Source organism: Prosthecobacter sp., assembly GCF_044226605.1.
GTDB lineage: Bacteria > Verrucomicrobiota > Verrucomicrobiia > Verrucomicrobiales > Verrucomicrobiaceae > Prosthecobacter.
On sequence record NZ_JBGAGS010000003.1, the window covers coordinates 104568 to 129683 of the forward strand.

Sequence of the window (25116 nt, forward strand, 5' to 3'; positions counted from 1 at the left end):
GTTATTTCAGCCTTATGGACCCCTTTCTTGAATTTCACCGCCAGCAGACCCGCCGCCAGTTCTTTGGGCAGACAGGGTTGCGCATGGGTGGCGTGGCGCTGGCGAGCATGCTGGGAGAGCAGTTTGCCAGTGGTGCTTCTTCTTCATTCTCGCTGGTGCAGCCGGCGTTGACCGGGCTTCCGCATTTCGCTCCGAAGGCCAAACGCCTCATCTACCTGCACATGAATGGCGCGCCCTCGCAGCTGGACCTGTGGGACTACAAGCCGCAGCTGCAGAAGCACTACGACAAAGATCTGCCGGACAGCATCCGCAACGGCCAGCGCATCACCACCATGACGAGCGGGCAGGCGCGCTTTCCCGTCGCGCCCTCCATGTTCAAGTTCACCCCGCACGGGCAGTGCGGCCGCTATGTGAGCGAGCTGCTGCCTCATACAGCCAAGATTGTGGATGAGATCGCGGTGATCAAAAGCGTGAGCACCACGGCGATCAATCACGACCCTGCCTGCACCTTTGTCATGACGGGCAGCGAGGTGCCGGGCAAGCCGAGCATCGGCTCCTGGCTCAGCTACGGCCTCGGCAGCGAGAGCAATGACCTGCCCTCCTTCGTCGTCTTCACGCCCACCTTTCCCGCCGCCAGCCAGGCGCAGGCGCTTTTCACCCGCATGTGGAGCAGCGGCTTCCTGCCCACCAAGTACACCGGCGTGGCCCTGCGCGGCCAGGGCGATCCCGTGCTCTACGTGAAGAATCCGCCCGGCGTGGATCCCTCGGACCGCCGCACCATGCTGGATGCGCTGAACAAGCTCAACACCATCAACCACGACCGCATTGGCGATCCTGAGATTCAGACCCGCATCGCGCAATACGAGATGGCCTTCCGCATGCAGACCAGCGTGCCGGAACTCACAGACCTGAGCAAGGAAAGCAAGGCCACGCTGGAGATGTACGGCCCGGATGTGAACCGCAGCGGCAGCTTCACCCACAGCGCCATCATGGCCCGCCGCCTCATCGAGCGCGGCACGCGTGTGGTGCAGATCCTGCATCGCGGCTGGGACCAGCACAACAATCTGCCAAAGCTCCTGCGCGGTCAGGTGGAGGACAGCGAGCGAGCCTGCGCCGCCCTCATCATGGACCTGAAACAACGCGGCCTGCTGCAGGACACCCTCGTCGTCTGGGGCGGTGAATTCGGACGCACGGTCTATTCCCAGGGCACGCTGACGAAGGAAAACTACGGTCGTGATCATCACCCGCGCTGCTTCACCATGTGGATGGCTGGCGGCGGCATCAAAGGCGGCGTGGAATACGGCGAGACCGACGACTTCAGCTACAACGTGGTCAAAGACGCCGTGCACATCAACGACCTCAACGCCACCATCCTCCACCTCATGGGCATCGACCACCGCAAGTTCAGCTTCAAGTTCCAAGGCCTCGACCAACGCCTCACCGGCGTGGAGCATCACGAGCCCGTGAAGGCGGTGCTGGCGTGAGGCGGGGCAAACGTGGAACGCATGTCAGAACCCCCGGCCAACCCACCCAAGAAAGAGATACCCGGGGGTACATCATTGCAGCTGTGATCATCGTCGTGGTGCTGTCGCTGCTGATCGGTCTGGCCTGTCCGTTTCCCTTCTGGTTGCGTGAGATGAACTCGATGTGTCTTAAAGACTCGATGTTTCAGGGCCTGAGCCAGTGGATGATCGGCGTGGAAGAACAGAGCCAGCTGAAGGCGGTATTGTCTCGAGTGTGGAGCAAAAGGCGTGCATGAAATCGGGTAAGATCTCGGGTGCGCCAGTGTAAATCACGGTTTATTGCCATGGAAGGCAAATGCCGGACCTCTACTTTCAGTCATGAAGAAGCCTGTCAAAACTTGCGCTGCGGTGTATGATCGCGTGCAGATCATTTTGTCTGCGTCTCAGGGATATGCGGCTCGTTCGGTCAATACCTCTCAAGTGGTCGCAAACTGGCTTATCGGCAGGGAGATTGTTGAAGAGCAGCAGGAAGGTTCAAGGCGGGCGGAATATGGAAGGCAGGTTATCCCGGCTCTCGCAAGACAGTTGAAAAAAGACGGTGTTGCGGGGTATGGCGAACTGTCGCTGAACCTCTGCCGTCAGTTCTATCTCAGCTACCCGGATTTGCCCGGGGAAACGATTCTTTACGCAGTGCGTAAAGAATCGGGTCAAGGCTCCGGGCAAGCCATGAAAAGCCGATCATCGCCAAGCGTATTGGTGAGGCTTGAGGACTCTGTCGCTTCGCTGGTGCCCCGCATCATTGAAACGGCGCGTTCCGCTGCATGGAGGCCAGGACTGCTTCATCCGGGACTTTCGTGGACGCATTACCGCGCTCTCATGCGCGTCGGCAGATCAGAAGCTCGTGCCTTCTACGAAATCGAGGCTGCGAAGAACCATTGGAAGGCCCGCGAATTGGAGCGTCAGATCGCCAGTTTGCTTTTCGAGCGTCTCGCAAAGAGCCGGGACAAGAAGGGGCTTCTCGCTCTTGCGATCAAAGGGCAGGAAATTCAGCAGCCAGCCGATGTGTTTAAAGATCCCGTGGTGATCGAGTTTCTCGGTTTGCCGGAAAGCAATCGCCTGGTGGAATCAGACTTGGAGAATGCACTGCTTTCCAACCTGCAGACCTTTCTGCTGGAGCTGGGGAAAGGGTTCGCCTTCGTGGCGCGACAGCAGAGGCTCACCTTGGAGGGAGATCACTTCTATGTCGATCTCGTTTTCTACCACACCGTCTTGAAATGCTATGTATTGCTTGATCTGAAGGTGCGGAAGCTCACCCATGAAGATCTGGGGCAGATGCAGCTCTATGTGAACTACTACGACCAGGAGCGCCTCACCCCAGGGGACAATCCCACGCTTGGCCTCATCCTTTGCACGGATAAAAACGATACGGCTGTGAAATACACTCTGGGCACCGGCCAGCAGAGCATTTATGCCAGCCGCTACCAGCTGCATCTGCCCTCGGAGGCCGATCTCACTGCCGAACTCAAGCGAGAGATGGCGTTTCTCAATCCTGAGCAGCCGCCATCAAGACCCAAGGCTCGGAAGCGATCCAACACTCTCTTGGCCAAGGAGACCAAAAATAGTGGCAAAGTCTCCCCATCATTATGAAGCCCCACACCACCCTGCTCATCCTTTTGGTCGGCTTTGTGTTCCATCTGACGGCATTGCATGCCGAAGAAGTGCCGACGATGACCATGAGCTTTCTAGGCAAATACCAAGCGGTGACGATGACGGCGGTTTCGCTGGATTCGGCGTCGTGGTTCGTCCCCAATGAGGATGGCAAATACGAGGCGGGGTTTGATCATGCGGACGAGCTCATCGCGCATTACCGCACCAAGCCGGCGGAGCGGATCTCGGACGGCATCTTTGTGGTGAGCTACACGCACTCCATCCCGTTCACAGAGGAGGAAAAGAAGCGCATGTCTCCGCACCTTCTCAAGCTCAGCCAGCACAAGCCCTGGCGCGATGCAGAAAACAAGCTGGTGGATGAACTGGTGGCCGCTGCCAACAAGGAGGGCATCCCCGTCTGGATCAACACGAGCCTCAATATGGCCGGCACCTACCAGAACAAGCTCCTCACCGATCCCAAGCTGACGCTGCGGAAGTGAGCAGACGAAGCGGGGAAGGATGGGTGATTTCGCCCATTTCGCCAACTTCGCTAACTTCGCTAACTTCGCTAACTTCGCTAACTTCGCCAACTTCGCCAACTTCGCCCATTTCGCCCATTTCGCCGGGTGTGTTTCTAACGCGGTGGCGGCTCAGGCGGGGGAGTTCGCCAATTTCGCCAATTTCGCCAATTTCGCGGGGTGTGTGTCTCTCTCGTGATGGTGTTGGATGGAAAGAAACTTCCTCAAAAGTCTCATATACTCGGGGGTATAGCCGCCCTGCTCAGGCTCTGCTCTCTGTCTAGGGGGAAGCCACCATGGGATATCTTTCCACTTCCTTCTCTTAAAATGCACCATAGGTCGTTTCGTGGTCATGATTATCTGCCGGAGGACACCTTCATGGCTTACATGCCAGGAACAGGAAGTTTGTTGATGGCCTTCCTCTGCTTCGGGCATTCGGTATATTGTGGTATGGAGTGGTTTTATTCCATCTTCGTCCTGTCGCACGGTGCGAGAGACACACCCGGCGAAATGGGCGAAATTGGCGAACTCACCCTGCCAGCCTCTCCGCACGCGGGACACACACCACGCGAAATGAGCGAAATGAGCGAAATCACGCTGTCTGCTCTTCCTCCACCGCCGCTCCGCGGGTCCCCCCCCGAAGTATTTGAGTTTTTTGAGGAAGTTTCTCTTTCCGCCGCTGCCGGGCTTTGACAACCCCTGGCGTTGAATTTGCCGAAGTTGCTGAAGTTTGTCCCGCCAGCCGGATGGTGGAAAGCCGGGGGCGCGGGCCCGCCCTGTCCGCGCCTTCTCCACCTTACCGCACAATCTCCACCATCAGCGAGCGGTGGTCTGACCCCATCTCAGGTCCTAACGTGCGTTTCTGGATGGTGAGGCCGCCTTTGACGAGGACGTGGTCGATGGGGATCATCATGGGCAGTCGGCAGCCCCAGGTGGGGGGCCAGACGGGGTCCACGGAGCGGAAGTCGAGGCCGCTTTTTTCGCGCAGCAGGCGCATGCCTTCGCACCAGGGGGTGGCATTGAAATCTCCGGCCACGATGACTTCGCCCTGAAGGTCTGTCACCAGGGCTGCCACATCGGTAAGCTGCTGGCGCCACTCCTGGGCTCTCTGCTGGCTCATGGGCGGGATGGGGTGCGTGGCGACGAAGGTGAGCGGATGCCCGAGGTGATCGAGATTCAGGATGAAGGTGGGCAGCTTCCATGCGGAGAAGCGGCGCACGCCAAGACTCTTGAGCGGCAGGCGTGTGTAGCAGGCGATGCCGAAGCTGCCGTCCGAAAGCTCCTCCGCGCGATGCGGGTACTTCACGCGCAGCGGCTCCAGATTCGGGTGCCATGACTCATCCACCTCCAGCAGGCAGACGATGTCCGCATCCGCCTTGAGCACCTGATCGATGACGGCCACGTGATTGGGGTTTTCCATCAGGACGTTGTAGCTCATCACACGCAGCGGCTTTTCGCCGCGGTCGCCCGGCGCGGCGGCGGTCTGATGAAAGGCATGGATGATCTGCACATTCCACAGCGTGGAGAGCAGGGCCAGCACCGCCAGCCAGGTGCGGCGGCGCAGCAGCGCGATGACGAGCACCACCGCGCAGATGACGGCATACTGCAGCCTGAAGTGAGACATGAGGTCAAACATCCAGCCGAAGCGGCCGAATTCGCCGAGCCAGGTGCACACGAGCGCCAGCACCGCGATGCACTCGCACAGCCCGGCAAGTGTGACGGATTTTTTCTTCAAAGGTGAGGGGCTCTCGGCAGGCGGCGCGTCGTCGGTCATCGGCAGGGAAGGGCAGATCATGGCGCGGGCCGGGCGGCTTGCACCTTCTTCTTGCGCATACGTGCATGCCGTTCATGGGTGGAGCCATGGGTAAACTTCAAGACCAGATCGCAGTCGTCACCGGAGCCGGACGCGGCATCGGCAAAGCCATCGCAGAAACCTTCGCCGCCGAGGGGGCGAAAGTGGCCGTCGTCAGCCGCACACAGGCCAATGCGCAGAGCGCCGCAGACGCCATCAACGCCAGATTCCCTGACGCCGCCAAGGCCTACGCGCTGGACGTGGCCGACGGCGCCGCCTGCGCCGAAGTGGGCAAGCAGATCCTCGCCGACTTTGACCACGTGGACATCCTGGTGAACAACGCCGGTGTGACCAAGGACGGCCTCCTCCTGCGCATGAGCGAAGAAGACTGGGACATAGTTCTGGACACCAACCTCAAAGGTGCCTTCAACATGGTGAAGGCCTTTCAGCGCAGCATCCTGAAGCAAAAGGGCGCACGCATCATCAATATCAGCTCCGTCATCGGCCTCATCGGCAATGCAGGGCAGGCGAATTACGCCGCAAGCAAGGCGGGCCTCATCGGCTTCACCAAATCGCTCGCCCGTGAGTTTGCAGGCCGTGGTGTCACCGCGAACGTGATCTGCCCCGGCTTCATCGCCACGGACATGACCCATGTGCTCAATGACACGCTGAAGGCGGAGATTTTGAAGAAGATCCCGCTGAATTCCCTCGGTGGCGCGGAAGACATCGCAGAAGCCGCGCTGTATCTGGCCAGCCCCGCCGCGAAGTATGTGACCGGTCAGGTGCTGGCGGTGGATGGCGGGATGGTGATGTAACTAGATCCTAGATGCTAGTTTCTGGATGCTGGATGCTGAATCTAGCATCTAGCCCTCCCCAAACATCATCGCCACGATGCTCACGCCGTTGAAGATGGCGTGCAGGATCATCGGGGCCAGCAGGCAGCCGGTGAGTTCATAGGCGCAGCAGAGGAGCACGGCGAGCGTCCACAGCGGGAGCAGGCTGCCGACGTGCATGTGGATGATGGCAAACATGAGCGAGGAGGCCAGCGCTGCAAAGGGGGCGTCTGTGTAGCGCTTCAGCACGCCATACACAAAGCCGCGAAACAGCGTCTCCTCCGCCAGCGGGGCGATGACCACGGCGAGGAGCACGACGAGGAGCTTGATGCCGTAGCCGCTCGACTGCTGAAAGGCTTTCACGGTTTCCTGAGGCTCCAGATGGGGCCAGAAGCTCTGCAGCCACGAGTTGGAAAAGTAGGCCACCAGATTCACGCAGGCCAGGATGACCACTGTAAACACAACCACGGTCACGGCCAGCGCGCGCCAGTGCACATTCTGCAGGCCAAACAGCTCCCCTGGATTCATGCCCCGAAATTGAAACAGGTACATCAGCACGCCCGCGCATACGATGAGGTGAAAGAGCATTCCTGCCACGAGGGTGGCGTCATTCACCTTGCCCTCGGCACCTGCCGCGCCTGCGGCACCGGTCTCCGCCGGCTGCATGAGCACGAGGATGTAAAACAGGCCCAGCCCCGCCAGCGCCAGCAGGTCCGGCGCACCGTAGGGACTGGCGAGCACGGCGCCTTCGCGGTTCCAGGAGACCTCCGGGCGCAGCTGCCGCATCACACGATAGGCCACCAGCGACAGTGCGGTGACGAGGCTGGCAAACACCGCCAGGTCATGCAGCACGCCGAATGAGGATGTGTCCGCCATGATCAGTGAGCAAAGCTGGGTGGCAGGTAGTAGGGCACGCCGGGCAGGAGCTTGGGCATCAGGGCGCTGCTCACATCCAGCTCTACTTTGGCCGGTGCGGCGCCCGCCTTGGCGGAGGCCATGCCGAGGGCGTCAAACAGGCTCACTTCATTGCGATACTTCACCACGCCCGCATCGGCCGACTTGCCAAGCGTGCGCGCGAGGACGTAGGCGTCTTCCACGTAGCCGATCTGGTCCACGAGCTTTGCGTTGAGGGCTTCACGTCCGGTAACGACGCGGCCGTCCGCCACGTTTTTGAGCTGTTCTTTCGGCACGCCGCGTGACTCAGACACGATGCCGAGGAAGCGGTCGTACATCTGTGTCACCAAATTCTGCACGTAGGCCTTTTCATCGTCGCGCATGGGGCGTGCGCCACTGAGGGAGTCTTTGAAGGCACCGCTGGTGAAGGCGGTCATGGACAGGCCCACTTTGCCAAAAAGTTCGCTGTAGTTCATCGTCTCGATGATCACACCGATGCTCGCCGTCAGCGTCGTCTCGCTCGCCACGATCTTCGTCGCGCCGCAGGCCACGTAGTAGCCGCCGGAGGCCGCCATGGCGTCCATGTAAACGACCACGGGTTTGGTCTTCGCGGCTTTTTTCACCGCATTGTAGATGATGTCTGAGGCTGTGACCTCACCGCCGGGGGAGTTCACCCGCAGCACGATGGCCTTCACGTTCTTGTCGTTCACGGCCTGCTCCAGCGCCTGCTTGATCCCGTCCACGCTCGGCATGGCCTCGGCAAAGATGCCGCCCACGGACACGGAGGAGATCACGCCTTCGAGGTCAATGTGGACGATCTTGTCGTGCGAAGATTTGGCGGCGTTTTCCACCACCACCTCATGCAGGTGGCGCTTGGGGCGCGCGGTGGAGAAGGAGGCCTCCGTGCCCACGTCAAAGTCCAGCTTGGTCACAAACAGCCCCACGTTCAGCAGGATGCTCCCGATCAGCAGGAAGAGCAGCAGGACGGTCAGACAGCCATAGGTTTTGTTGGTCATAGTGGCCGGATGCTACGCGGCACGTACTGCCTTGCCAAGCGCTCACGGCACAAATTACCAGCTTTTTACGAGTGCCGAAAAAGGCGGAAAGGCATGCGGCCGGAGACGGCGCCCGCTGCGTTATTTGAACAGGCCTTTGAGCCCCTTGAAGGTGTCGATCAGCCCCTTGGCCTTCTCCTCGATGCCATCGCCCAAAATGTTGTCCAGCTTGATCATGGCATCGGGCTTCACTTCAGGATGGGACAGCGATCCGGTGACGGTAAGGTCAAAGGTAAGGCGGCCGCGGCTGTCAGACAGGCCTTCCACGATCAACTGGGAGATGGTGCGGTTGATGCCGTGGCTGGCGATGCCCTGGATGAGGCTCTGCTTGAGCGCCTCCCCGCAGGACATGCGCGTCAGCAGGCCCTGTTGGTCTTTGGCAAAGTCCATCCACGAATTGTGCTTGATGGTGTACTCGTAGTCCGGCAGCACAAAGGCGGTGTCCTCCAGAAAGCGCATGGACTGCTCGCGGTAGAGGATGTGGGCGTTCACCTCCTGCGCCAGCGTGCCGCCGATGCGGACGCCGCTGATGTCGAGGCCTTTCTTCTTGAGCTTGTCCAGGTGCGGACCCGCGGCATCGCCGATGGTCATGTTTCCGCCGATGGTGGAGCCCTGGCCGATGATGAGTTTCAGATCGGCCGCAGGCGACCACAGGCGTGTGGCGGGATCGACGGGATTGACCACGCCATCTCCGTGCAGCTTCATGTCCGCAAAGCGCACCTGCCGGGGCTGGCCGCCGATCTGCGCCACGCCATCCACCACCACCTTCGCGGCCAGGCGCACGTTCAGGTGATTGTGCGCCGCAAGGTTTTCGGGATCGATGTCCATGTCCGTCAGCGCAAAGCTGAAGTCGCTGATGTCGGCATTGAACTGGGAGTCCACGCCTTGGTTCGAAATATGGAAGTGGCCCTGCTCGATGCTGATTTCCTGCAGGGAGAGGCGCGTGGCCGTGGGCTGTGGTGCGGCCGGCTCGGTGACGGGCGGTGTGACCAGGGCAGGGGGCGGCTCTGTCGGTGCAGGCACGGCGGCCACCGGAGGTGCGGACTGCAGCGGGATGGCGCGCGGCACCTCGTCCATCTGCTGCTGCATCAGCGCCAGTTTTTCAGGTGGCGGCTGGAAGAGCTTTTGCAAAGAGCTGCCCTCCTGCGGGCTGATGGTTTCATTCACATCCACGCCGATGAGGCGCAGCACGCGCGGCATGAACTGCCGCTCCATCAGGCCCTGCGGCACCAGCTCCAGGTAGGCCATCTCCACCTGCACCGGAGCATGCTTCATGGGAGGCCTGGCCTCGACGGGCGTGCCGGCATACTGGTCTCGCGGAGCGATCTTGATACCTGAAAGCCGCAGGCTGGGCGGCCAGGAGAAGATGGAAAGCGTCACCTCATCCAGCTGCACGCGGGCATTGATGTTCTTTTCCGTCTCCAGCGTGAGCCGCTCCTTGCTGACGTATTGGCGCAGCCACCAGACGCCGCCCAGCGGAGCCGCCACGGCGAGCAGCACGCCCAGGGCGAAGAGGATAAGGATGATGCGGGTGATCTTCTTCATGGGGTGAGCATAGGGGGAACCGTCAACAAATCAAACACAGCAGAGCAAAGCTGAGAGGTTTGAGTGCGGGCCGTTCGGGGAAAGCATTCACCCCAGAGCGACACATGGAAATGTATTAGAGGGGATGGTTCGAATCAGAACCTCCGTGCACCTCGGATCGGACTCTGTGGTTAAAATCAAAACAGTGGAAGTCTCTGGTGTAGAAATCTGATTCATTCAGTGCCCTTGGGACGCCATGCACCGGTTTGGAAATTTGAGATTTGAAATTTGCATTGGCGAATCCCGGCTATTGTCGTCACCCCCTGTTTCACCCCGCTTTGAGCGGGCAGGCAGGACCGCCCGCACCCCTCTCTTTCCATCCACCCATGTCCATCCGCGTCCGCTTTGCTCCTTCCCCCACTGGTGACCTCCACGTCGGAGGCGCCCGCACGGCCCTTTTCAACTGGCTCATGGCCCGCAAGGAAGGCGGCACCTTCATCCTCCGTGTGGAAGACACCGACGGCGCACGCAACACCGCCGAAGCTGCGGCCGGCATCATCAAAGGCCTGCGCTGGCTGGGCCTGGACTGGGATGAAGGCCCCGAAGCCGGTGGCGACTGCGGCCCCTATTTCCAAAGCCAGCGCAAGGACATCTACGACGCCTATTTCAAAAAGCTGGAAGACGCCGGCCGCGTCTACGCCGAGCCCGATGGCGCGCAGCGTTTCAAATTCAGCCGCACTGCCATTACCGTGCATGATCTGGTATGCGGAGACGTGACCTTTGCCCCCACCGAGGAGCCGGACATGACGATCCGTCGCCCGGACGGCAGCTACATCTTCCACTTTGTGAACGTGGTGGACGACATCGAGATGCGCATGACGCACGTGCTGCGCGGGGAGGACCACCTCTCCAACACGTGGAAGCACATCGACCTCTTCAACGCCTTCGGAGCCACGCCGCCCACCTACGCCCACATCCCGCTGATCCTGAATCCGGACGGCACCAAGATGAGCAAGCGCGATGCCGGCAGCGCCATCGAGCACAGCTACATGAACGCGGGCTTCCTGCCCGACGCCGTGTTCAACTACCTCTGCATGCTCGGCTGGACGCCCAAGGCCGAGAGCGAAAAGCTCAGCCGCGAGCAGCTCACCGCGCTGTTTGACGCCAGCGCCATCCACAGCAGCAACGCCAAGTTTGACCTCAAAAAAGCGCAGTGGTTCAACGCCCAGTACCTCCGCGAGCTGAGCCCCGAAGCCCTTCTGTCAAGCGCCCGCCGCTTCCTCACCGACGCAGGCCTCTCCTGGTCCGATGACGCCATGGCCGCCGCCGCCGTCCATAGCGTCCGCGAAAAAGTCAGCCTCCTCACCGAGTTCCCTGAGTGGGTGCATTACTTCTTCCGCGAAGACTACCCCTTCGAAGCCGATGTGGTGACCAAGCTCAAAGCCAAGCCCGAAAACCCCGGTCTCCTCAAAGCCGCAAGCGAGCAGCTCGCCCTAGCCGCCGAATGGACCGAGCAGAGCGTGCATGATGCCGTCGAAGCCGCCGCAAAAGCCCTCAGCGTGAAACCTGGTGCCATGATGCCGCTATTGCGCTTTGCGCTCAGCGGTCAGTCACGCGGTCCGGGTGTGACGGCCATTGCGCATCTGATTGGCAAGGAAAAGACGCTGGCGCGGATTTCGCGGGCGCTGGGTGAGGTGCTGGAGGCTTAAGGAAATACAGGTTTACACCGCAGAGATCGGAACGCCGCAGAATTTTCCAGAAGGATTCAGGAGAAATCTCTGCGGCGTTCCAGCCTCTGCGGTGTAGAAATTTATTCATGAGTGCCCTCCGTTGCATCAGCCGACGGGCTCTGGAGTGGTGATGAGTGAAGTGCTGGAGGCTTAGAGCATTTTAAATAATTATATAGCCATTGTGGCGATGACATGCTATGAAGGCACATGGCCACACTCTCCCTTGATTTGCGTGAACGCATCCTGAGTTCTTATGACAAAGGCGAAGGCAGCCGCGATGAGATTGCGCACCGCTTTCAGGTCTCCCTTGGCATGGTCAAAAAGCTCCTGCAGCAGCGGCGCCACACCGGATGCATCAAGCCACGGCATCACCTTGCCGGGCGCAAAAAGCTCATTGTAGCCGCACACCGCATGGCCATTCGGCAGCATCTCAAGGGCAAGCCCGACATGACACTGGCCGAACTGCGTGATGCATTGGGGCTGGAGTGCACCCTGCCCGCGATCCACTACGTGCTCGTGGACATGGGGCTGACATATAAAAAAAGACGCTCCGCGCTGCCGAGCAAGAACGCGAAGACGTCCGCAAAGCGCGCCGCCTCTGGAAGCGCAAGCAAGGCGGGCTAGAGCCTTGGCGGCTGGTCTTTCTCGACGAGAGCGGTGCCAAGACCAACATGACCCGCCTGCGTGGCAGAGCTCCGCGCGGTCATCGGCTGCATGCAGCAGCGCCGTGTGGCCGGTGGCAGAGCACCACCATGATCTCCTCCATCCGTCTCGATGGCACCACGGCTTGCATGCACCTCTCTGGAGCGGTCGACACCGCCGCCTTCGTGGCTTACATCGGCCAGGTGCTCTGCCCAACGTTGCGGCAGGGCGACATCGTTGTGATGGACAACCTCGCGGTGCACAAAAGTCCCGTAGTTTTGGAGCTGGTGAGGGCGGTTGGCGCTGAAGTGCGGTTCCTGCCGGCCTACTCACCGGATCTCAACCCGATTGAGAAGATGTGGAGCAAGATCAAGGGGCTGTTGCGCAGCGCGGAGGCACGCACGCCCGCGCAGCTTGATGAAGCCATCACCATGGCGTTCTCAAAAATCACGGCCAAAAACGCCATGGGTTGGTTTGCCTCTTGTGGCTATAGTATTTTTTAATATGCTCTAGGGAAACTTTGATTTGCACCGCAGAGATTGGAACGCCGCAGAGTTTTTCCAGAAGTAAATTCAGGAACAATCTCTGCGGCGTTCCTAACTCTGCGGTGTAAAATCCTTCCTCAGTGCCAATCTCCATCCATCCAGATCTCGGCGGTGATCTTACCAAGTCAGCCATTGGAGCTGCCATTTCCATTCATCGTATCCTTGGGCCGGGCCTGGACGAGGCTGACTACGAGAGAGCACTTCATTTGGAATTAATGGCTCTTGGTGTGGAGCATGAGTGTCAGGTGCCGCTACCGATTTGTTATAAGGGAGAGACACTCGATTGCGGCTACCGCATGGACTTGGTCATCTCTGGAAAATTGCTGCTGGAACTCAAAGCGGTGGAAAAACTCCACCCGTTGCACGAGGCGCAACTGCTGACTTATCTGCGCCTCTCCGCGCTTTCGCTGGGGTTGCTCATGAATTTCAACACTCTGATCATGCGTAATGGGATCGTCCGGCGGGCGCGTTCTGTTCAGCCAGCGTCGCGACACTACATTGAAACGCCTCCTTCAATGGAGTTTGATGAACTGTCCCGCGAGGTGCTTGCCGCAGCTCTGGAAGTGCAGCATGAGCTGGGGCATGGACTGCTCCGCAGTGCTTATGAAGCCTGTTTGGTTCGAGAGCTGAGTCTGCGGGGCATTCAGACGCAGGTGAAGCTGCCTGCTAATCTTATCTATCGTGATCAACTCATCGTTAGCCGCAAAGAGGTGCCCATGATTGTCGAAAACCGCCTCATGGTGTCCTGCCATTGTGTGAAGGAGCTTAACCCTCTTCAACTCGCCAGAGATCGCTCCTTGCTGAAAGCGGCTGGCGTGGAAACAGGTCTCTGCCTCAACTTCCACGCTGCATCGCTCGGCACCGAAACGCGGAGAATCCAGTCGCAGAGAAGATGAGGCAGACATTAAACCTTACACCGCAGAGATCGGAACGCCGCAGAGTTTTCCAGAAAGGACTGAAACAAGATCAGAACCAATCTCTGCGGCGTTCCAGCCTCTGCGGTGTAAAAAAATCAGGTTTGTTGCTCCCTTCACCCTACACACTCCCCCACCCACCGCGCATAAGCCGCGCTCACCTCTTCCGGCCTGAGCGCCACGATCTCTGGGACCTCGTAGGGATGCAGTTCCTTGAGCCGGTGCTCAAACCTTGGCCATGCCTCGCGGGTGGTCTTAAAGACGGCCAGGATCTCCGCTGAGGTCTCCACTTTCCCCTCCCAGCGGTAGATGGATTCCACGGCGGGGATGAGATTCACGCAGGCGGCGAGTTGCAGTTCCACCAGCGCCGTGCCAGTCTCGCGGGCTTTCCCGAGGTCCGGGAAGGTGCAAAGGACGATGAGGATGTCGTTCTCGTTCATGATGATGTTCGCCAGCCTATGAGATCCGCCTTCATTGACAAGCTTATCAAACGCATGGACCGCCTCGAGCCCGGGGAGGTCCAGGGCATCGTGCTGGAGCTGGCGCGGGAAAAGAAGTTTCAGGAAAAGGTCTTCGAGGCGCTGCAGGAGGGCGTCATCCTGCTGGATGCAGAAGCGAAGGTCACGTACGTGAACCGCGCCGCCTGCACCTTCTTTGGTCTGGAGCGCGATCAGGTGCTGGGTGGCCGGCTGGCCCAGGGCGTGCGCGGGCTGGACTGGAATGAACTGCTCATCCCGGGCACCATCGTCAGTCGCGATCTTGAGGTGTTCTACCCGGAAAACCGCTATCTCAATTTCTACATCACCAGCATCGACGACGAGGCTCCTCAGGGGTTCGTCATGCTCATCCGCGATGTCACAGAAACGCGCAAACGCACCGAGGAGCAGCTGGAGAGCGAGCGCCTGAATGCCTTCACCCTCCTCGCCGCTGGTGTGGCGCACGAGCTGGGAAATCCGCTCAACTCCCTGACCATCCACCTCCAGCTCCTGGAGCGCCGCCTCAAAAAAATGGGGGCCAAGGGGGCCAGCCTGCAGGAGCACCTGGACGTGGCCACGGGGGAGATCAAGCGCCTCGATTTCATCATCGGCCAGTTCCTCGCCGCCATCCGTCCCACCAAGCCGCAGCTCCAGCGCGTGCAGCTGCGCGAGCTGCTGGACGAGTGCGTGCGCTTTCTCCAGCCTGAGATCGAGGCCTCCAGGGTGAAGCTGAAGCTCGACATCCGCGCCGATCTGCCTCCCGTCCTGCTGGATGCCGGCCAGATGAAGCAGGCCGTGTACAACCTCATCCGCAATGCCTGCCAGGCCATGCCCAAGGGCGGCACCCTCACCATCAACGGCACCTTCACCGACTTCGAGGTGCGCCTGAGTTTTGAGGACACGGGGAAGGGGATCAATGCCGAGCAAATGGGCAAGCTTTTCCAGCCCTTTTCCACCACCCGCAGCACCGGCACCGGCCTCGGCCTCCTCATCGTCCGCCGCATCATCCGCGAGCACGGCGGGGAGATCGACATCGAAAGCCGGGAGGGCCTAGGCACCCGCGTGAGCCTCTGGCTGCCGCTGGTGGAGAAAAATGTGCGCATGCTGGAGGCAGGGGAGAAGGAGTAGGGAGAGGCAAAGGGGCGAGGCTCGCGGCTTGCCCTCCCTGCCTGGCCCGGTCTTTTTTGACCTCCTGGCCCCATCCCCTGCGCAAAAACCCCGCTACTCAGCATGACAAAGGTTGACCATAGGCCTTTAACCTGCCAGCCTCTACCCCCCATGTCTGACCAACCTACCTCCAAACCCGCCCGTAAAGCCAATCCCGCCCTCAGCAAGCCCGTCCAGCCGGATGAAGTCCTTGCCAAGGTCGTGGGTTCGGAACCCCTCTCCCGCGGAGAGCTGACCAAGAAGCTTTGGGACTACATCAAGGCAAACGGTCTCCAGGACCAGGCCAAGAAGACCAACATCAACGCCGACGAGGCGCTGAAGGCTGTCTTCGGTGGCAAGAGCCAGGTGACCATGTTTGAAATGACCAAGCTGGTGAACCAGCACGTCAAGTAAACCTACCTTCCTGTTCGCTGCATTCCCTTGATTTTCAGGGGGAAATGCGGTGAGGCAACCCTTCGAAAACCCGCAGATGGTACGCCGTCTGCGGGTTTTCTGCTTTGGTGGGCATCGCTTTGGCTACCGCCAGAAGCGCCGGAACTTGAAGCTTGTAACTTGAAACTTTAAACCGGGAACGGCGGCGCGAGATCGAGGACAGCCGAGCGAAGCGAGACTGACGACTGAAAGGAGCCCGAAGGGTGAACGAAGTGAGTCAACTGAGAGTAGGAGGACGAGCGACTCACGTCGCTGAATTCCCCCTTGCATCCCCCCCTCTTCCGCGTCATTTCAGGTGAACCTGCCTCACACCATACCTTGGCATCCTCCGACTCTTCCTCCTCCCGTACTCTCGTCGCCATTCCTGCCCGCTGGGGTTCCACCCGCTTCCCAGGCAAGCCGCTTCACCTCATCGCAGGAAAACCGCTCGTCCAGCACGTCTGGGAGCGCTGCCAGGAGTGCCGGGAGATTGATGATGTGATCATCGCCACGGACGACGCGCGCATCGCCGAGGCCGCCGCAGCTTTCGGGGCCAAATTTGTCCTCACCAACCCCGATCACCCCAGCGGCACGGACCGCATCGCCGAGGCGGCCAATTCCTTCCCGGACCACCGCGTCATCATCAATGTGCAGGGAGACGAGCCGCTCATTTCCCCCGCATTGATCGATGAACTCGCCCGCACCCTGCGGGACGACCTCAGCGTGCGCATGATCACTGCCGCCGCCCCCATTCAGGATGCCGCTCAGATCAGCGATCCAAACGTGGTGAAGGTCATCTTCGACACCCAAGGAGACGCGCTTTATTTTTCCCGCTCGCCGCTTCCCTACCTGCGCAATCCCGAGGCCTGGCCGCGCAGCTACCGCCACCTGGGCATCTACGGCTTTCAGCGCAGCTTCCTTTTCCAGTTTGTGGCCTGGGCACCCTCCCGGCTGGAGCAGACGGAGTCTCTGGAGCAGCTGCGCGCCGTGGAAAACGGCACCCGCATCCGGGTGGTGCTGACAGACGAACTCTCTCCCGGTGTGGACACTCCGGAGCAGGCGGATGCCATTGAAAAGCATCTTCAAAAACAATCTTCTTGAACTGCACCCCGACAACCTCCAACCGAGAAGGATCATGAAATACATTTTTGTCACCGGCGGCGTCGTCAGTTCACTTGGCAAAGGGCTTGCCGCATCCTCCCTGGGCACTCTGCTCGAGCTGCGCGGTCTCAAGGTCATCATGCAGAAGTTTGACCCGTACCTCAATATCGACCCCGGTACGATGAACCCGTACGAACACGGGGAGGTCTATGTGCTGGACGATGGCGCGGAGACGGACCTGGACCTGGGCCACTACGAGCGCTTCACCCACACCAATCTCTCCCGCCTCAACAACATCACCTCCGGCCAGGTGTACCAGAGCGTGCTGGACAAGGAGCGTGCCGGCAAATACCAGGGCCGCACCGTCCAGGTGATCCCGCACGTGACCAATGAGATCAAGGCGCGCATGCACGAGGTCGAGTCCAAGATGGGCGGCGACGTCATCATCACCGAGATTGGTGGCACGGTTGGAGACATCGAAGGCCTGCCTTTCCTGGAGGCCATTCGTCAGTTTGGCCATGAAGTGGGCCCGGGGAATGTGCTCTACATCCACGCCACGCTCGTGCCCTACATCAAGGCCGCGCAGGAGTTGAAGACGAAGCCCACGCAGCAGAGCATCGCCAAGCTGCGGGAAATCGGTATCGCCCCCAACATCATCCTCTGCCGCACCGAACACCCGCTGGACTCGGACGTGCGGGAAAAGATCTCGCTCTTTGGCAACGTGCCCATCGAGTCCGTCGTGGAAGTGCGGGACGTGAAGCACACCATCTACGAGGTGCCTTTGAAGCTGCACGAGGAGCGGCTGGACGACAACGTCTGCCGCCAGCTCAACCTCACCACCCCGCAGCCGGACCTCGCCCGCTGGCGCAACTTTGTGCAGCGCGTCATTCACCCCACGCACCACGTTCGCATCGGTGTGGTGGGCAAATACATCGAGCTGCAGGACGCCTACAAGAGCATCTATGAATCCCTCACGCATGCGGGTGCCGCCAACGATTGCAAGGTGGACATCATTCGCGTGGATGCCGAGAGCATCGAAAAAGCCGGCCCGGATCTCTACCTCGCAGGCCTGCAGGGCATCCTCATTCCCGGCGGCTTTGGCGACCGTGGTACGGAAGGCAAGATCACCGCAGCACGTTATGCGCGTGAAAAGGGCATTCCCTACTTCGGCATCTGCCTCGGCATGCAGATCGCCGTCATCGAATTTGCCCGCAATGTCTGCGATCTGAAGGGAGCCACCAGCACTGAGTTTGACAAGACCACGGAGCACCCGGTCATCAGCCTCATGGAAGAGCAGAAAAAGGTGAAGCAGCTCGGCGGCACGATGCGCCTGGGCTCATGGGTCACGGATCTCGTTCCCGGCAGCAAGGCCTACGATCTCTACCGCAGCGCCACCATCACCGAGCGTCACCGCCACCGCTTTGAGTTCAATTCCGACTACAAGGAACTCATGGAAGGGAAGGGCATGCTCATCTCCGGCACCTCGCCGAAGGGAGATCTTGCCGAGATCATCGAACTCCCCGCGCATCCCTTCTTCGTGGGCTGCCAGTTCCATCCCGAGTTCCTCAGCAAGCCGAACAACCCTCACCCGCTCTTCCACGGCTTTGTCAAAGCCGCGATGGCGCACCATGGCGTGACAGAGCCGGTTTGCTAGAGCCGATCAAGACAGACAATCCAAGCCGCAACAAGCCAGCGTCGATGCGGGACGTTGGGTGCACACGCACGCGTTGGGGGATCAAGGTGATCCCCTTCCTCCCATGCCACCGCACAGCGAGGCTCCGGCAGGAGGGGTGCCATCCTGGTCCCTCAACACTCCTAAGGCGAGAAAGGCTGCCACTGATTCCACGGTGATGTGCGCGGCAGGCTGGCTGCGGCGCGTTCGGCGGCAGCGATGTCCTGGGAAGAAAGGAGCATCTTTGTTTCGCGCACCTTTTCGGCCGCACCTTCCACATCTTCGGATTCGGCACGGATGAACCATGCCAGCGCACGCACGGGATCCGCCGCGAGTTTTGGGTGGTCTTCCATCAACAGATTGCCCAGATGCATCTGCGCGGGGCCATGGCCCTGGGCGGCGGCTTTGGCGTACCAGCCGGCAGCCTGCACCGGGTCTTTCCAAATGCACTCACCCTCGGCGTAGCAGCTGCCCAGGTAGTCCTGCGCATGGGGAAAGCCCTGCACGGCGGCCTGCTGATAGTAGTGGATGGCCAGCCCGCCCTCAAACGGAACACCGCGGGCCCTGTGGTAGCAGCGGCCCAGCGCTGCCAGGGCGGGGGCGTAGCCCAGCTTGGCGGCCTGTTCGTAGACTTGGACGGCTTTGTCATCGTCCTGGGGCACGCCCAGACCCTTGGCATAACGCAGGCCCATCTGGTACAGCGCGGGCGAGTGGCTGGCAGCCACGGCGAGCTGCAGCCACTTCAGGGCTTCATCATCGTCCTTGTCCACACCGCAGCCAAACTGGTACATGAGACTGAGGCGGTACTGCGCGGCGGGCAGGGTCTGCCAGTGCTGGTAAACGGAGAGGGCGAATTCGTAGTCGCAAGGCACGCCCAGTTCGTCGCGGTGGCAATCGGCCAGCCGGAGGGCTGCCACGGGAAAGTCCCGGCCATCGGTCAGGCTTTTCAGCATGCTCACGCCTTTCTTGGGGTCGGCAGGGCGTCCGATGCCGTCAAGGTAGGTGCAGGCGAGCATGTAGCTGGCCATGAGGTGATTCTGGCTGGCGGCTTTTTCCAGCAGGCGCAGGCCTTCAGGTGCGTCGGACGGAGGGCTGGGCGGGAAAAGAAGTTTCGTGGCGCGGTTGTAATCGGCCTCGGCGTCTCCCTGGTCGGGGGACTTGCGGGACAGGGAGGCTCCTGCAGAGGGCATCCGCCAGGTTCGGCCACTGGAGGAATGGTTCCCGAAGGGGCTGCCCTTTGGTCCATAGGTTCCATAGCGGTTGCCCCCGGGTCGTTGGTGGAAGGTGGAACCGTCCGGCAGTGTGGCCACGGTGCTGCCGTCCGGAGCTATTTTCACCTCCAAACGCCGCGGAGAGCCGTCACCGGGACGCTCCTCGTGGCTGGAGGCACCCCGGAGGCCCGCCGCGTCCGACTTGCTGGGGTATTTCGCAGCCGGCTTCCCGCCTTCGCCCGGCGCCGATTCTGGCTGATTTGAGGAAAGTCCACCACCCGCGCCAGGTGCCCACCTGTCCGCAGGGTAAAAATGCTGGACGCCATACCACAAGCTGGCACCACAGGCGATGACCAGCGCCGCCACCGCGATCAAAGTCTGCAAGCCTGAAGACCTCCGGGACGACTGCGCAGGAGAAGTCGCGGAGCACGCATAATAATTTGGCAGCGGCGGCGGTGTGCTGCGTGCTGGGGCAGGATTCCCCCAGGACGGCAATGCTGCATGGGGCGGGTCCGTCTTCCCGCCTGCCTGCTCCATCTCCGTAGGCGGTGCCAGAGGATCCAGCGCCAAGGGCTGAAATGCGCCCGGCGGCAAGCCCGTGCCAGGAGCGGGCTGTGACGGCTGCTCTCCCGATGGCTCCACCATGCGGTAGGGGTAGAGGTGCGGCGGGCGCTCCCGTAGAAAAGCATGCGCTGCACGGACCTCGCACGCATAGGCCTGTGCACGGGCGGCCAGCTCCGCGTCCGCCGGCGAGGCGGTCACAAGATCCTCCAAACGCCTCATGATCGCATGCCCCGCCCCGTCCACCCCTTCCGGTGTGATGGGAGCGGCAAGCTCCAGAATGCGCATGGCGTCAAAGAGAGTCATATCCAATGCAGATGGGCAAAACGCTCACGGCGCGGAAGCAGGTCGCTCTGCGCTGGTCGAGGAGCTGTGGACCATGGAAGGTTTCGTAGCATGCTCGAAGTAAGAAAAGGATTGATGGTTGTATGGATAATATTGAATTTCGAGTGGATTTCCACCGAAAGAAGTCATCTGCAGCGTGAATTCTGAGGTCAAATCTGGCCAACGAAGCCGCCTCCTCACAGGAAAATGCCCCGCCCGCCATTCTTTGACCACCTTTCATGTGCGCCACCCGTATGCGGATGTGGCGGCTGGGCACACACCTCTGTCGATGACAAATTACCGCGAAGCCTCTCATTGACGCCGCCCCAGTATCTCTTGTAGGCTCCGGGCGAATCAGACCTATACCTAACATGCGCTCCTCCAATCCCACACTCAACGATGAAGCTTTCGCACGTTCACGCACCGGCAACGTTGCCGATGGTGTCATGACGCTCAATGGCACGGTGCTCAAGACGGCTGTCCTTACCCTCCTGCTGCTGGTTTCAGCGAGCTGGAGCTTCAAGATCGGCATGGGAGGCGAGGCTCCGGCCTGGTTTGGAACCGCGCTCACCTTTGGCTGGATCGGCCCTGTGGTGCTCGCATTGATCATTGGTTTCAAACCCGCCACGGCACCGGCGCTCGCACCTGTTTATGCCCTGGGAAATGGCGTCCTCGTCGGCGTCATCTCCTCGCTCTATGAGCGGCAGTTTGGCGGCATCGTCCTTACCGCCGTCGTTCTCACCTGCGGCATCCTCTTTGCCCTGCTGGCCGCCTATTCCTCCGGCCTCATCAAGCCCAGCGAGAACTTCAAGCTCGGCATCGCGGCGGCCACTTTCGGCGTCTTCATCTTTTACCTCGCCACCTGGGTGCTCGGCATGTTTGGCATCCACGTCCCCGGCTTGTTTGACAATGGCCCGATCGGCATCGCCTTCTCCGCTTTCGTGGTCGTTCTCGCCGCGCTGAACCTGGTGCTCGACTTCGACTTCATCGAAAACGGTTGCGCCGCAGGCGCGCCGAAGTTCATGGAGTGGTACGGCGCTTTTGGCCTGCTCGTCACCCTTGTGTGGCTCTACCTGGAAATCCTCCGCCTCCTGGCCAAGCTGCGCAGCAACGATTGAACGGCTGCTGCTTTGGCGCACTCCAATCCGGTGCCTCCCATGAAAACCTCCCTCCTTTTCAGCCTCCTGCTCGCTGGTGCTTCGTTGAGTCACGCCAATCCTGAGCTGGCCACCATCATCGATCAGGAATACGGAGCCGCCACCGCCGAGGGCGTGGTGCTGCTGCAGTCTCCCGCCAGTGCTGGCGATCCCACCCAGTGGTCCGTCTTTGCGCGCGATCCATTCCGCCCGGGCGAGCTTGTCTGTTCCTTGCTTACCTCAAGCCCGAGCGGCTGGGCACCCAAGCCCGCTGGCGCCGGCCCCAGGCTGCTCACCCGCACGCCACCGCAGGCGATCGTCTTCAACCGCATCAAGCTTCGCTCTCCTGACGCATTGAAGATCGCCCAGCAGAATGCGGCGCTGGCCAAGACCAACTTTGTCACCGCTTCGTATCAGCTCGCCGCCAATGTCACCACCGGTGCGCCGGAATGGGGCCTGGCGCTGAATGATGTCAACGGTGTGGAAGTCGGCTTTATCGTCATCTCCGCGGAAACAGGTGCGGTCGTCAATCAGCAATGGGACAACGGTCTGGCTGCCAATGCTCCAGGCGGCCCCGGTCGCGACGGCCCGCCCAGATCCAAAGGCGAAAAAGCCGCTGACGACGTCAGGCGCGCCGCCCGCAACGCCTGGGAGTGGACCGGCGACACCGGCTTGGAAGTCGGCCATTTCTTCAAGCGTCTGTTCCGCAGCGGGAACAATTAGTCTATTAGCAGCGCGGGCGCCATGAAGCTTACGGCTTCGCCAGCTTCATGAGCGCCTCGTTCAGCTCCTTTTCCTCGCCTTTGCTCGTCTGGAGGTTAAACACGGGTTCCGTGATGGGCACCATCATCATCGGAGCCATGAGGGTCTCGTCTCCCAGTCGCACCAGCACCTGATGCTTGACCGCCCGCCGGCTCATCGCTGTGAAGGCGGCGGCATCTTCGTCCTGAAGTGTGATCTTGATTCCTGAGACCCCTTCCAGCACCTGCTGTCCGTCCGAAATGACGGCAGGCATCTTGTAGAGTTCGACACTCTTCAACCGGCGCAGGACCAGATCTGCGTCCTGGGAGATATAGCCATGCTGCCGATGCCCCGGCAGATCCACGCGCTTCCAGCCTTCGATTTCGTCTTTGCTTACGATGTGAAAAGTCAGGGCAGGAACTGCTGCTTTATCCGGCTCTTCGGCCAGGGCGGATGTGGCGCAAAGAGCGAACGCTGCGAACAGTCGAAAGATGGCCACGGTGGTTTTCATGGGGGTTGGTTTATGCCAACAGTTTTGCCAGATCGGCATGGCCGCGGGTTGTTGCGAGGTCACGCGCAGTGCGGCCATCCGTGTCCTTGTGGGAGGCATCCGCGCCTGCCTGCAGGAGATGCTTCACTGCGTGTCCGTTGCCAAACCATGCAGCGTTCATCAAAACGGAGACTCCCTCTGCGCTACATGCATTGACATCGGCTCCAGCATCCACCAAAGCCGTTACGCATGCGACCTGCCGCTTGGGATCGGAGGCTGGTTGAGCCACGGCCCAGTGCAGTGCGGTGAGACCTCGGTGATCTGGAAAGTTGGCGGTCCATCCTCGTAAAAGCAGGAGATGAATGATCTCGCACTGCTCTCCGCGCGCAGCCGCCATGAGGGCGGTGTAACCGACTTCGTTGGCTGCATTGGGCGGGTAACCGGCATCCAGGAAGCTCTTCAATGCAGTACTTTCTCCGCGATAGGCGCTGCGAATGGGGTCGTTGCCGAAGGCCTCAAAAGGTATCCGGCCTTTGCTGCGGAGTGCCTCCTTCCAGCGTTGATTAATTTCGGAAACAGGTGGGACGGAATCATCGATGCATTCGTCAAGGGCCCGCTGCTCATCGTCCGAGAGCTTCAGGACTGTGCCGATGCATGCGCAGGTACATAGCTGACCGCCGCAGAAGGGGCATTTTTCCCGGGTGCAGAAAAGATCGTGGAGCTCGCCACTGCCAACGCCGCAGTCGGGACAGGTGGCGACCGTGGGACGTGTCGGCTTCTCCTCGTTCTTCTGGCCGAAGATGAGGCTCTTGATGCGTTTGAAGATCATTCTAGTGTGGCTAGAGTTCCACCGCCTGATTCATCACGGCTATCTTGACGCTGCTGTCTCCGCGCTTCTTGTCCAGTGCGGCCTTCAGCGCGGTGGAGCGCTCGGGCTCGCCGTGGACCAGGAAGATGTTCTTTTTCGGGCCATTCACGCGATCATACCAGCCGAGGAGTTCGTTGTGATCCGCGTGGCCTGAGAAGGAGTCGAGAATCTCAATGCCGGCATGCACCTCGAATTCATCGCCGAGGATGTTCACGTGCTTGTGGCCTTCACGCAGCTTCCAGCCGAGGGTGTTTTCAGCGCAGTAGCCAACGAATAGAATGATGTTGTGATCACTGCCAACGTTGTTGCGCAGGTGGTGGAGGATGCGGCCGGACTCCGCCATGCCGGAGGCGGAGATGATGACCGCGGCGCCTTTGATCTTGTTGAGGTTCTTGGATTCATTCACATCGCGCACGAGCTGCAGTCCTTCAAAGCCGAAGGGGTCTGAGCGCATGAAGGCGGCCTCGCGCACTGTGGGTTTGAGTTCATCCACATGCAGGCGGAAGATTTCCGTGGCCTTCACCGCCAGCGGGCTGTCCACAAAGGTGGGGATCAGCGGAAAGCAGCCCTCGTGGCGCAGCTGATCCAGCGTGTACAGGAGCTGCTGCGTGCGCTCCACCGCAAAGGCGGGGATGATGAGCTTGCCCTTCTGCTGAAGGATGCGGCGGATGATCTGGCAGATATGCTCGTTGGAGTCTGTGGCCAGCTCGTGCTCCCGCCCGCCATAGGTGCTCTCCATGATGATGTGGTCCACGTTTTCGCAGCCTTCGGGATCGGCCAGCAGGTCGTTGTTCGGACGGCCGATGTCTCCGGAGAAAAGCAGCCGGGATTTCTTTCCCGTCTCGCGATCGTCAATATCCAGCACCACCTGCGCGGAGCCGAGCACGTGCCCGGCGTCGATGAAGGTCAGCGTCACGCCATCGGCGATGATCATGGGCCGGTGATAACCCACCGAAACAAACTGGCGCATGCAGCGCTCCGCATCGGCCATGGTGTAGCTGAGTTCCAGCAGCGGCAGGTCGTCGTTTTTGCGGTGGCGGTTCAGCCAGTTGATGTCGCTTTCGTGAATGTGCGCGGCGTCCGGCAGCATGATGCTGCAAAGGTCCCGCGTGGCGGGCGTGGCGAAGATGTTGCCGGTGAAGCCGCGCTTGCACAGGTGCGGAAGATTGCCGCTGTGATCGATGTGCGCGTGGGACAGCACCACCACATCGATCTCCTCCGGATTGAAAGGGAAGTCGCGGTTGCGCTCAAAGGCCTCGCTGCGCCTGCCTTGATACAGGCCGCAGTCCAGCAGAATGCGCCTGCCATTTACGGTGATGAGATGCTTCGATCCGGTGGTGGTGCCCGCGGCACCGCAGAAGGTCAGTTTCATGGTTGGTTGGAAAGTAGCCCAGTTGCGCC

Annotated in this window: 25 protein-coding genes and 1 pseudogene; 17 read left to right on the forward strand and 9 right to left on the reverse strand. The window is 60.5% G+C overall.

What is annotated here, in order from left to right; all coding sequences use genetic code 11:
- Window positions 1-14 precede the first annotated feature (14 nt).
- The 6 genes from ACILSO_RS04755 to ACILSO_RS04780 all read left to right on the forward strand — a co-directional run bounded on the left by ACILSO_RS04755 (window position 15) and on the right by ACILSO_RS04780 (window position 4321).
- Window positions 15-1484: a DUF1501 domain-containing protein gene (locus tag ACILSO_RS04755; RefSeq protein WP_395736225.1), complete on the forward strand. Its 1470-nt coding sequence runs from the start codon at window positions 15-17 to the stop codon at window positions 1482-1484.
- Window positions 1485-1567: 83 nt separating this feature from the next.
- Window positions 1568-1759, forward strand: coding sequence for a hypothetical protein (locus ACILSO_RS04760; RefSeq protein ID WP_395736226.1), 192 nt, complete (start codon window positions 1568-1570; stop codon window positions 1757-1759).
- 82 nt (window positions 1760-1841) lie between these two features.
- Complete coding sequence (locus ACILSO_RS04765) at window positions 1842-3110, forward strand: YhcG family protein (protein ID WP_395736227.1); 1269 nt, start codon at window positions 1842-1844, stop codon at window positions 3108-3110.
- Window positions 3107-3610 (forward strand): hypothetical protein, encoded by a 504-nt coding sequence (locus ACILSO_RS04770; RefSeq protein ID WP_395736228.1) that lies wholly within the window; start codon window positions 3107-3109, stop codon window positions 3608-3610. The genes ACILSO_RS04765 and ACILSO_RS04770 overlap by 4 nt, the downstream gene beginning before the upstream one ends.
- A 19-nt stretch (window positions 3611-3629) precedes the next feature.
- A complete protein-coding gene (locus ACILSO_RS04775; RefSeq protein WP_395736229.1) occupies window positions 3630-3827 on the forward strand; it encodes a hypothetical protein in 198 nt (65 codons plus the stop codon).
- Window positions 3828-3955: 128 nt separating this feature from the next.
- Window positions 3956-4321, forward strand: coding sequence for a hypothetical protein (locus ACILSO_RS04780; RefSeq protein WP_395736230.1), 366 nt, complete (start codon window positions 3956-3958; stop codon window positions 4319-4321).
- A 103-nt stretch (window positions 4322-4424) separates the two neighbouring features.
- On the opposite strand, the gene ACILSO_RS04785 is transcribed toward ACILSO_RS04780, so the two are convergent.
- On the reverse strand, window positions 4425-5423 hold the full coding sequence (locus tag ACILSO_RS04785) for an endonuclease/exonuclease/phosphatase family protein (RefSeq protein WP_395736231.1): 999 nt from the start codon (window positions 5421-5423) through the stop codon (window positions 4425-4427).
- A gap of 65 nt (window positions 5424-5488) precedes the next feature.
- Between ACILSO_RS04785 and fabG the strand changes: the two genes are divergently transcribed.
- Window positions 5489-6235, forward strand: coding sequence for a 3-oxoacyl-[acyl-carrier-protein] reductase (fabG, locus tag ACILSO_RS04790; RefSeq protein WP_395736232.1), 747 nt, complete (start codon window positions 5489-5491; stop codon window positions 6233-6235).
- 48 nt (window positions 6236-6283) lie between these two features.
- On the opposite strand, the gene ACILSO_RS04795 is transcribed toward fabG, so the two are convergent.
- From ACILSO_RS04795 to ACILSO_RS04805, 3 genes are all read right to left on the reverse strand, one after another.
- Window positions 6284-7129: a lysostaphin resistance A-like protein gene (locus ACILSO_RS04795; protein WP_395736233.1), complete on the reverse strand. Its 846-nt coding sequence runs from the start codon at window positions 7127-7129 to the stop codon at window positions 6284-6286.
- A gap of 2 nt (window positions 7130-7131) precedes the next feature.
- The gene (gene sppA / locus ACILSO_RS04800; RefSeq protein WP_395736234.1) at window positions 7132-8163 is read right to left on the reverse strand and encodes a signal peptide peptidase SppA; all 1032 of its coding nucleotides are present in this window, start codon (window positions 8161-8163) and stop codon (window positions 7132-7134) included.
- A 120-nt stretch (window positions 8164-8283) separates the two neighbouring features.
- The gene (locus tag ACILSO_RS04805) at window positions 8284-9747 is read right to left on the reverse strand and encodes a hypothetical protein (protein WP_395736235.1); all 1464 of its coding nucleotides are present in this window, start codon (window positions 9745-9747) and stop codon (window positions 8284-8286) included.
- 365 nt (window positions 9748-10112) lie between these two features.
- Here ACILSO_RS04805 and ACILSO_RS04810 point away from each other — a divergent pair, with 365 nt between their 5' ends.
- From ACILSO_RS04810 to ACILSO_RS04825, 4 genes and pseudogenes are all read left to right on the forward strand, one after another.
- Window positions 10113-11435, forward strand: a complete 1323-nt coding sequence (locus ACILSO_RS04810) for a glutamate--tRNA ligase (RefSeq protein WP_395736236.1) — start codon at window positions 10113-10115, stop codon at window positions 11433-11435.
- 228 nt (window positions 11436-11663) lie between these two features.
- Window positions 11664-12080: a hypothetical protein gene (locus ACILSO_RS04815; protein ID WP_395736237.1), complete on the forward strand. Its 417-nt coding sequence runs from the start codon at window positions 11664-11666 to the stop codon at window positions 12078-12080.
- Window positions 12068-12601, forward strand: a pseudogene (locus ACILSO_RS04820) (IS630 family transposase); the annotation flags it as partial. The gene ACILSO_RS04815 and the pseudogene ACILSO_RS04820, both read left to right, overlap by 13 nt.
- A 122-nt stretch (window positions 12602-12723) precedes the next feature.
- The gene (locus tag ACILSO_RS04825; protein WP_395736238.1) at window positions 12724-13539 is read left to right on the forward strand and encodes a GxxExxY protein; all 816 of its coding nucleotides are present in this window, start codon (window positions 12724-12726) and stop codon (window positions 13537-13539) included.
- A 134-nt stretch (window positions 13540-13673) separates the two neighbouring features.
- On the opposite strand, the gene cutA is transcribed toward ACILSO_RS04825, so the two are convergent.
- Window positions 13674-13997, reverse strand: coding sequence for a divalent-cation tolerance protein CutA (cutA, locus tag ACILSO_RS04830; RefSeq protein WP_395736239.1), 324 nt, complete (start codon window positions 13995-13997; stop codon window positions 13674-13676).
- An 18-nt stretch (window positions 13998-14015) separates the two neighbouring features.
- Here cutA and ACILSO_RS04835 point away from each other — a divergent pair, with 18 nt between their 5' ends.
- The 4 genes from ACILSO_RS04835 (at window position 14016) to ACILSO_RS04850 (ending at window position 18366) form a co-directional block, all read left to right on the forward strand.
- On the forward strand, window positions 14016-15161 hold the full coding sequence (locus ACILSO_RS04835) for a nitrogen regulation protein NR(II) (RefSeq protein WP_395736240.1): 1146 nt from the start codon (window positions 14016-14018) through the stop codon (window positions 15159-15161).
- 150 nt (window positions 15162-15311) lie between these two features.
- Window positions 15312-15593: an SWIB/MDM2 domain-containing protein gene (locus tag ACILSO_RS04840; RefSeq protein WP_395736241.1), complete on the forward strand. Its 282-nt coding sequence runs from the start codon at window positions 15312-15314 to the stop codon at window positions 15591-15593.
- Between the two features lie 357 nt (window positions 15594-15950).
- On the forward strand, window positions 15951-16712 hold the full coding sequence (gene kdsB, locus ACILSO_RS04845) for a 3-deoxy-manno-octulosonate cytidylyltransferase (RefSeq protein WP_395736242.1): 762 nt from the start codon (window positions 15951-15953) through the stop codon (window positions 16710-16712).
- 34 nt (window positions 16713-16746) lie between these two features.
- Complete coding sequence (locus ACILSO_RS04850; RefSeq protein WP_395736243.1) at window positions 16747-18366, forward strand: CTP synthase; 1620 nt, start codon at window positions 16747-16749, stop codon at window positions 18364-18366.
- Between the two features lie 161 nt (window positions 18367-18527).
- Here ACILSO_RS04850 and ACILSO_RS04855 read toward each other — a convergent pair whose 3' ends face one another.
- Window positions 18528-20462 (reverse strand): hypothetical protein, encoded by a 1935-nt coding sequence (locus ACILSO_RS04855; RefSeq protein WP_395736244.1) that lies wholly within the window; start codon window positions 20460-20462, stop codon window positions 18528-18530.
- 389 nt (window positions 20463-20851) lie between these two features.
- Between ACILSO_RS04855 and ACILSO_RS04860 the strand changes: the two genes are divergently transcribed.
- Window positions 20852-21598, forward strand: a complete 747-nt coding sequence (locus tag ACILSO_RS04860; RefSeq protein ID WP_395736245.1) for a Bax inhibitor-1/YccA family protein — start codon at window positions 20852-20854, stop codon at window positions 21596-21598.
- A 39-nt stretch (window positions 21599-21637) separates the two neighbouring features.
- A complete protein-coding gene (locus ACILSO_RS04865; protein WP_395736246.1) occupies window positions 21638-22339 on the forward strand; it encodes a hypothetical protein in 702 nt (233 codons plus the stop codon).
- A gap of 28 nt (window positions 22340-22367) precedes the next feature.
- On the opposite strand, the gene ACILSO_RS04870 is transcribed toward ACILSO_RS04865, so the two are convergent.
- Genes ACILSO_RS04870 through ACILSO_RS04880 form a run of 3 tightly spaced genes read right to left on the reverse strand, consistent with a single transcriptional unit; the run spans window position 22368 to window position 25087 of the window.
- Window positions 22368-22868 carry a hypothetical protein gene (locus ACILSO_RS04870; protein ID WP_395736247.1) on the reverse strand — a complete coding sequence of 167 codons (501 nt, stop codon included), beginning with the start codon at window positions 22866-22868 and terminating at the stop codon, window positions 22368-22370.
- Window positions 22869-22878: 10 nt separating this feature from the next.
- Window positions 22879-23676: an ankyrin repeat domain-containing protein gene (locus tag ACILSO_RS04875; protein ID WP_395736248.1), complete on the reverse strand. Its 798-nt coding sequence runs from the start codon at window positions 23674-23676 to the stop codon at window positions 22879-22881.
- Window positions 23677-23686: 10 nt separating this feature from the next.
- A complete protein-coding gene (locus ACILSO_RS04880) occupies window positions 23687-25087 on the reverse strand; it encodes an MBL fold metallo-hydrolase RNA specificity domain-containing protein (protein WP_395736249.1) in 1401 nt (466 codons plus the stop codon).
- Window positions 25088-25116: the final 29 nt, after the last annotated feature.

Excerpts from the sequence above, each read along its gene's own strand:
- ACILSO_RS04780 (WP_395736230.1), top strand. The coding sequence starts at position 3,956 with ATGCACCATAGGTCGTTTCGTGGTCATGATTATCTGCCGGAGGACACC.
- ACILSO_RS04795 (WP_395736233.1), bottom strand. The coding sequence starts at position 7,129 with ATGGCGGACACATCCTCATTCGGCGTGCTGCATGACCTGGCGGTGTTT.
- ACILSO_RS04755 (WP_395736225.1), top strand. The coding sequence starts at position 15 with ATGGACCCCTTTCTTGAATTTCACCGCCAGCAGACCCGCCGCCAGTTC.
- ACILSO_RS04785 (WP_395736231.1), bottom strand. The coding sequence starts at position 5,423 with ATGATCTGCCCTTCCCTGCCGATGACCGACGACGCGCCGCCTGCCGAG.
- ACILSO_RS04805 (WP_395736235.1), bottom strand. The coding sequence starts at position 9,747 with ATGAAGAAGATCACCCGCATCATCCTTATCCTCTTCGCCCTGGGCGTG.
- ACILSO_RS04850 (WP_395736243.1), top strand. The coding sequence starts at position 16,747 with ATGAAATACATTTTTGTCACCGGCGGCGTCGTCAGTTCACTTGGCAAA.
- ACILSO_RS04775 (WP_395736229.1), top strand. The coding sequence starts at position 3,630 with ATGGGTGATTTCGCCCATTTCGCCAACTTCGCTAACTTCGCTAACTTC.
- ACILSO_RS04770 (WP_395736228.1), top strand. The coding sequence starts at position 3,107 with ATGAAGCCCCACACCACCCTGCTCATCCTTTTGGTCGGCTTTGTGTTC.
- fabG (WP_395736232.1), top strand. The coding sequence starts at position 5,489 with ATGGGTAAACTTCAAGACCAGATCGCAGTCGTCACCGGAGCCGGACGC.
- ACILSO_RS04860 (WP_395736245.1), top strand. The coding sequence starts at position 20,852 with ATGCGCTCCTCCAATCCCACACTCAACGATGAAGCTTTCGCACGTTCA.
- ACILSO_RS04875 (WP_395736248.1), bottom strand. The coding sequence starts at position 23,676 with ATGATCTTCAAACGCATCAAGAGCCTCATCTTCGGCCAGAAGAACGAG.
- cutA (WP_395736239.1), bottom strand. The coding sequence starts at position 13,997 with ATGAACGAGAACGACATCCTCATCGTCCTTTGCACCTTCCCGGACCTC.
- ACILSO_RS04835 (WP_395736240.1), top strand. The coding sequence starts at position 14,016 with ATGAGATCCGCCTTCATTGACAAGCTTATCAAACGCATGGACCGCCTC.
- ACILSO_RS04815 (WP_395736237.1), top strand. The coding sequence starts at position 11,664 with ATGGCCACACTCTCCCTTGATTTGCGTGAACGCATCCTGAGTTCTTAT.
- ACILSO_RS04880 (WP_395736249.1), bottom strand. The coding sequence starts at position 25,087 with ATGAAACTGACCTTCTGCGGTGCCGCGGGCACCACCACCGGATCGAAG.
- ACILSO_RS04865 (WP_395736246.1), top strand. The coding sequence starts at position 21,638 with ATGAAAACCTCCCTCCTTTTCAGCCTCCTGCTCGCTGGTGCTTCGTTG.
- ACILSO_RS04810 (WP_395736236.1), top strand. The coding sequence starts at position 10,113 with ATGTCCATCCGCGTCCGCTTTGCTCCTTCCCCCACTGGTGACCTCCAC.
- ACILSO_RS04870 (WP_395736247.1), bottom strand. The coding sequence starts at position 22,868 with ATGAAAACCACCGTGGCCATCTTTCGACTGTTCGCAGCGTTCGCTCTT.
- ACILSO_RS04840 (WP_395736241.1), top strand. The coding sequence starts at position 15,312 with ATGTCTGACCAACCTACCTCCAAACCCGCCCGTAAAGCCAATCCCGCC.
- sppA (WP_395736234.1), bottom strand. The coding sequence starts at position 8,163 with ATGACCAACAAAACCTATGGCTGTCTGACCGTCCTGCTGCTCTTCCTG.
- ACILSO_RS04765 (WP_395736227.1), top strand. The coding sequence starts at position 1,842 with ATGAAGAAGCCTGTCAAAACTTGCGCTGCGGTGTATGATCGCGTGCAG.
- ACILSO_RS04855 (WP_395736244.1), bottom strand. The coding sequence starts at position 20,462 with ATGACTCTCTTTGACGCCATGCGCATTCTGGAGCTTGCCGCTCCCATC.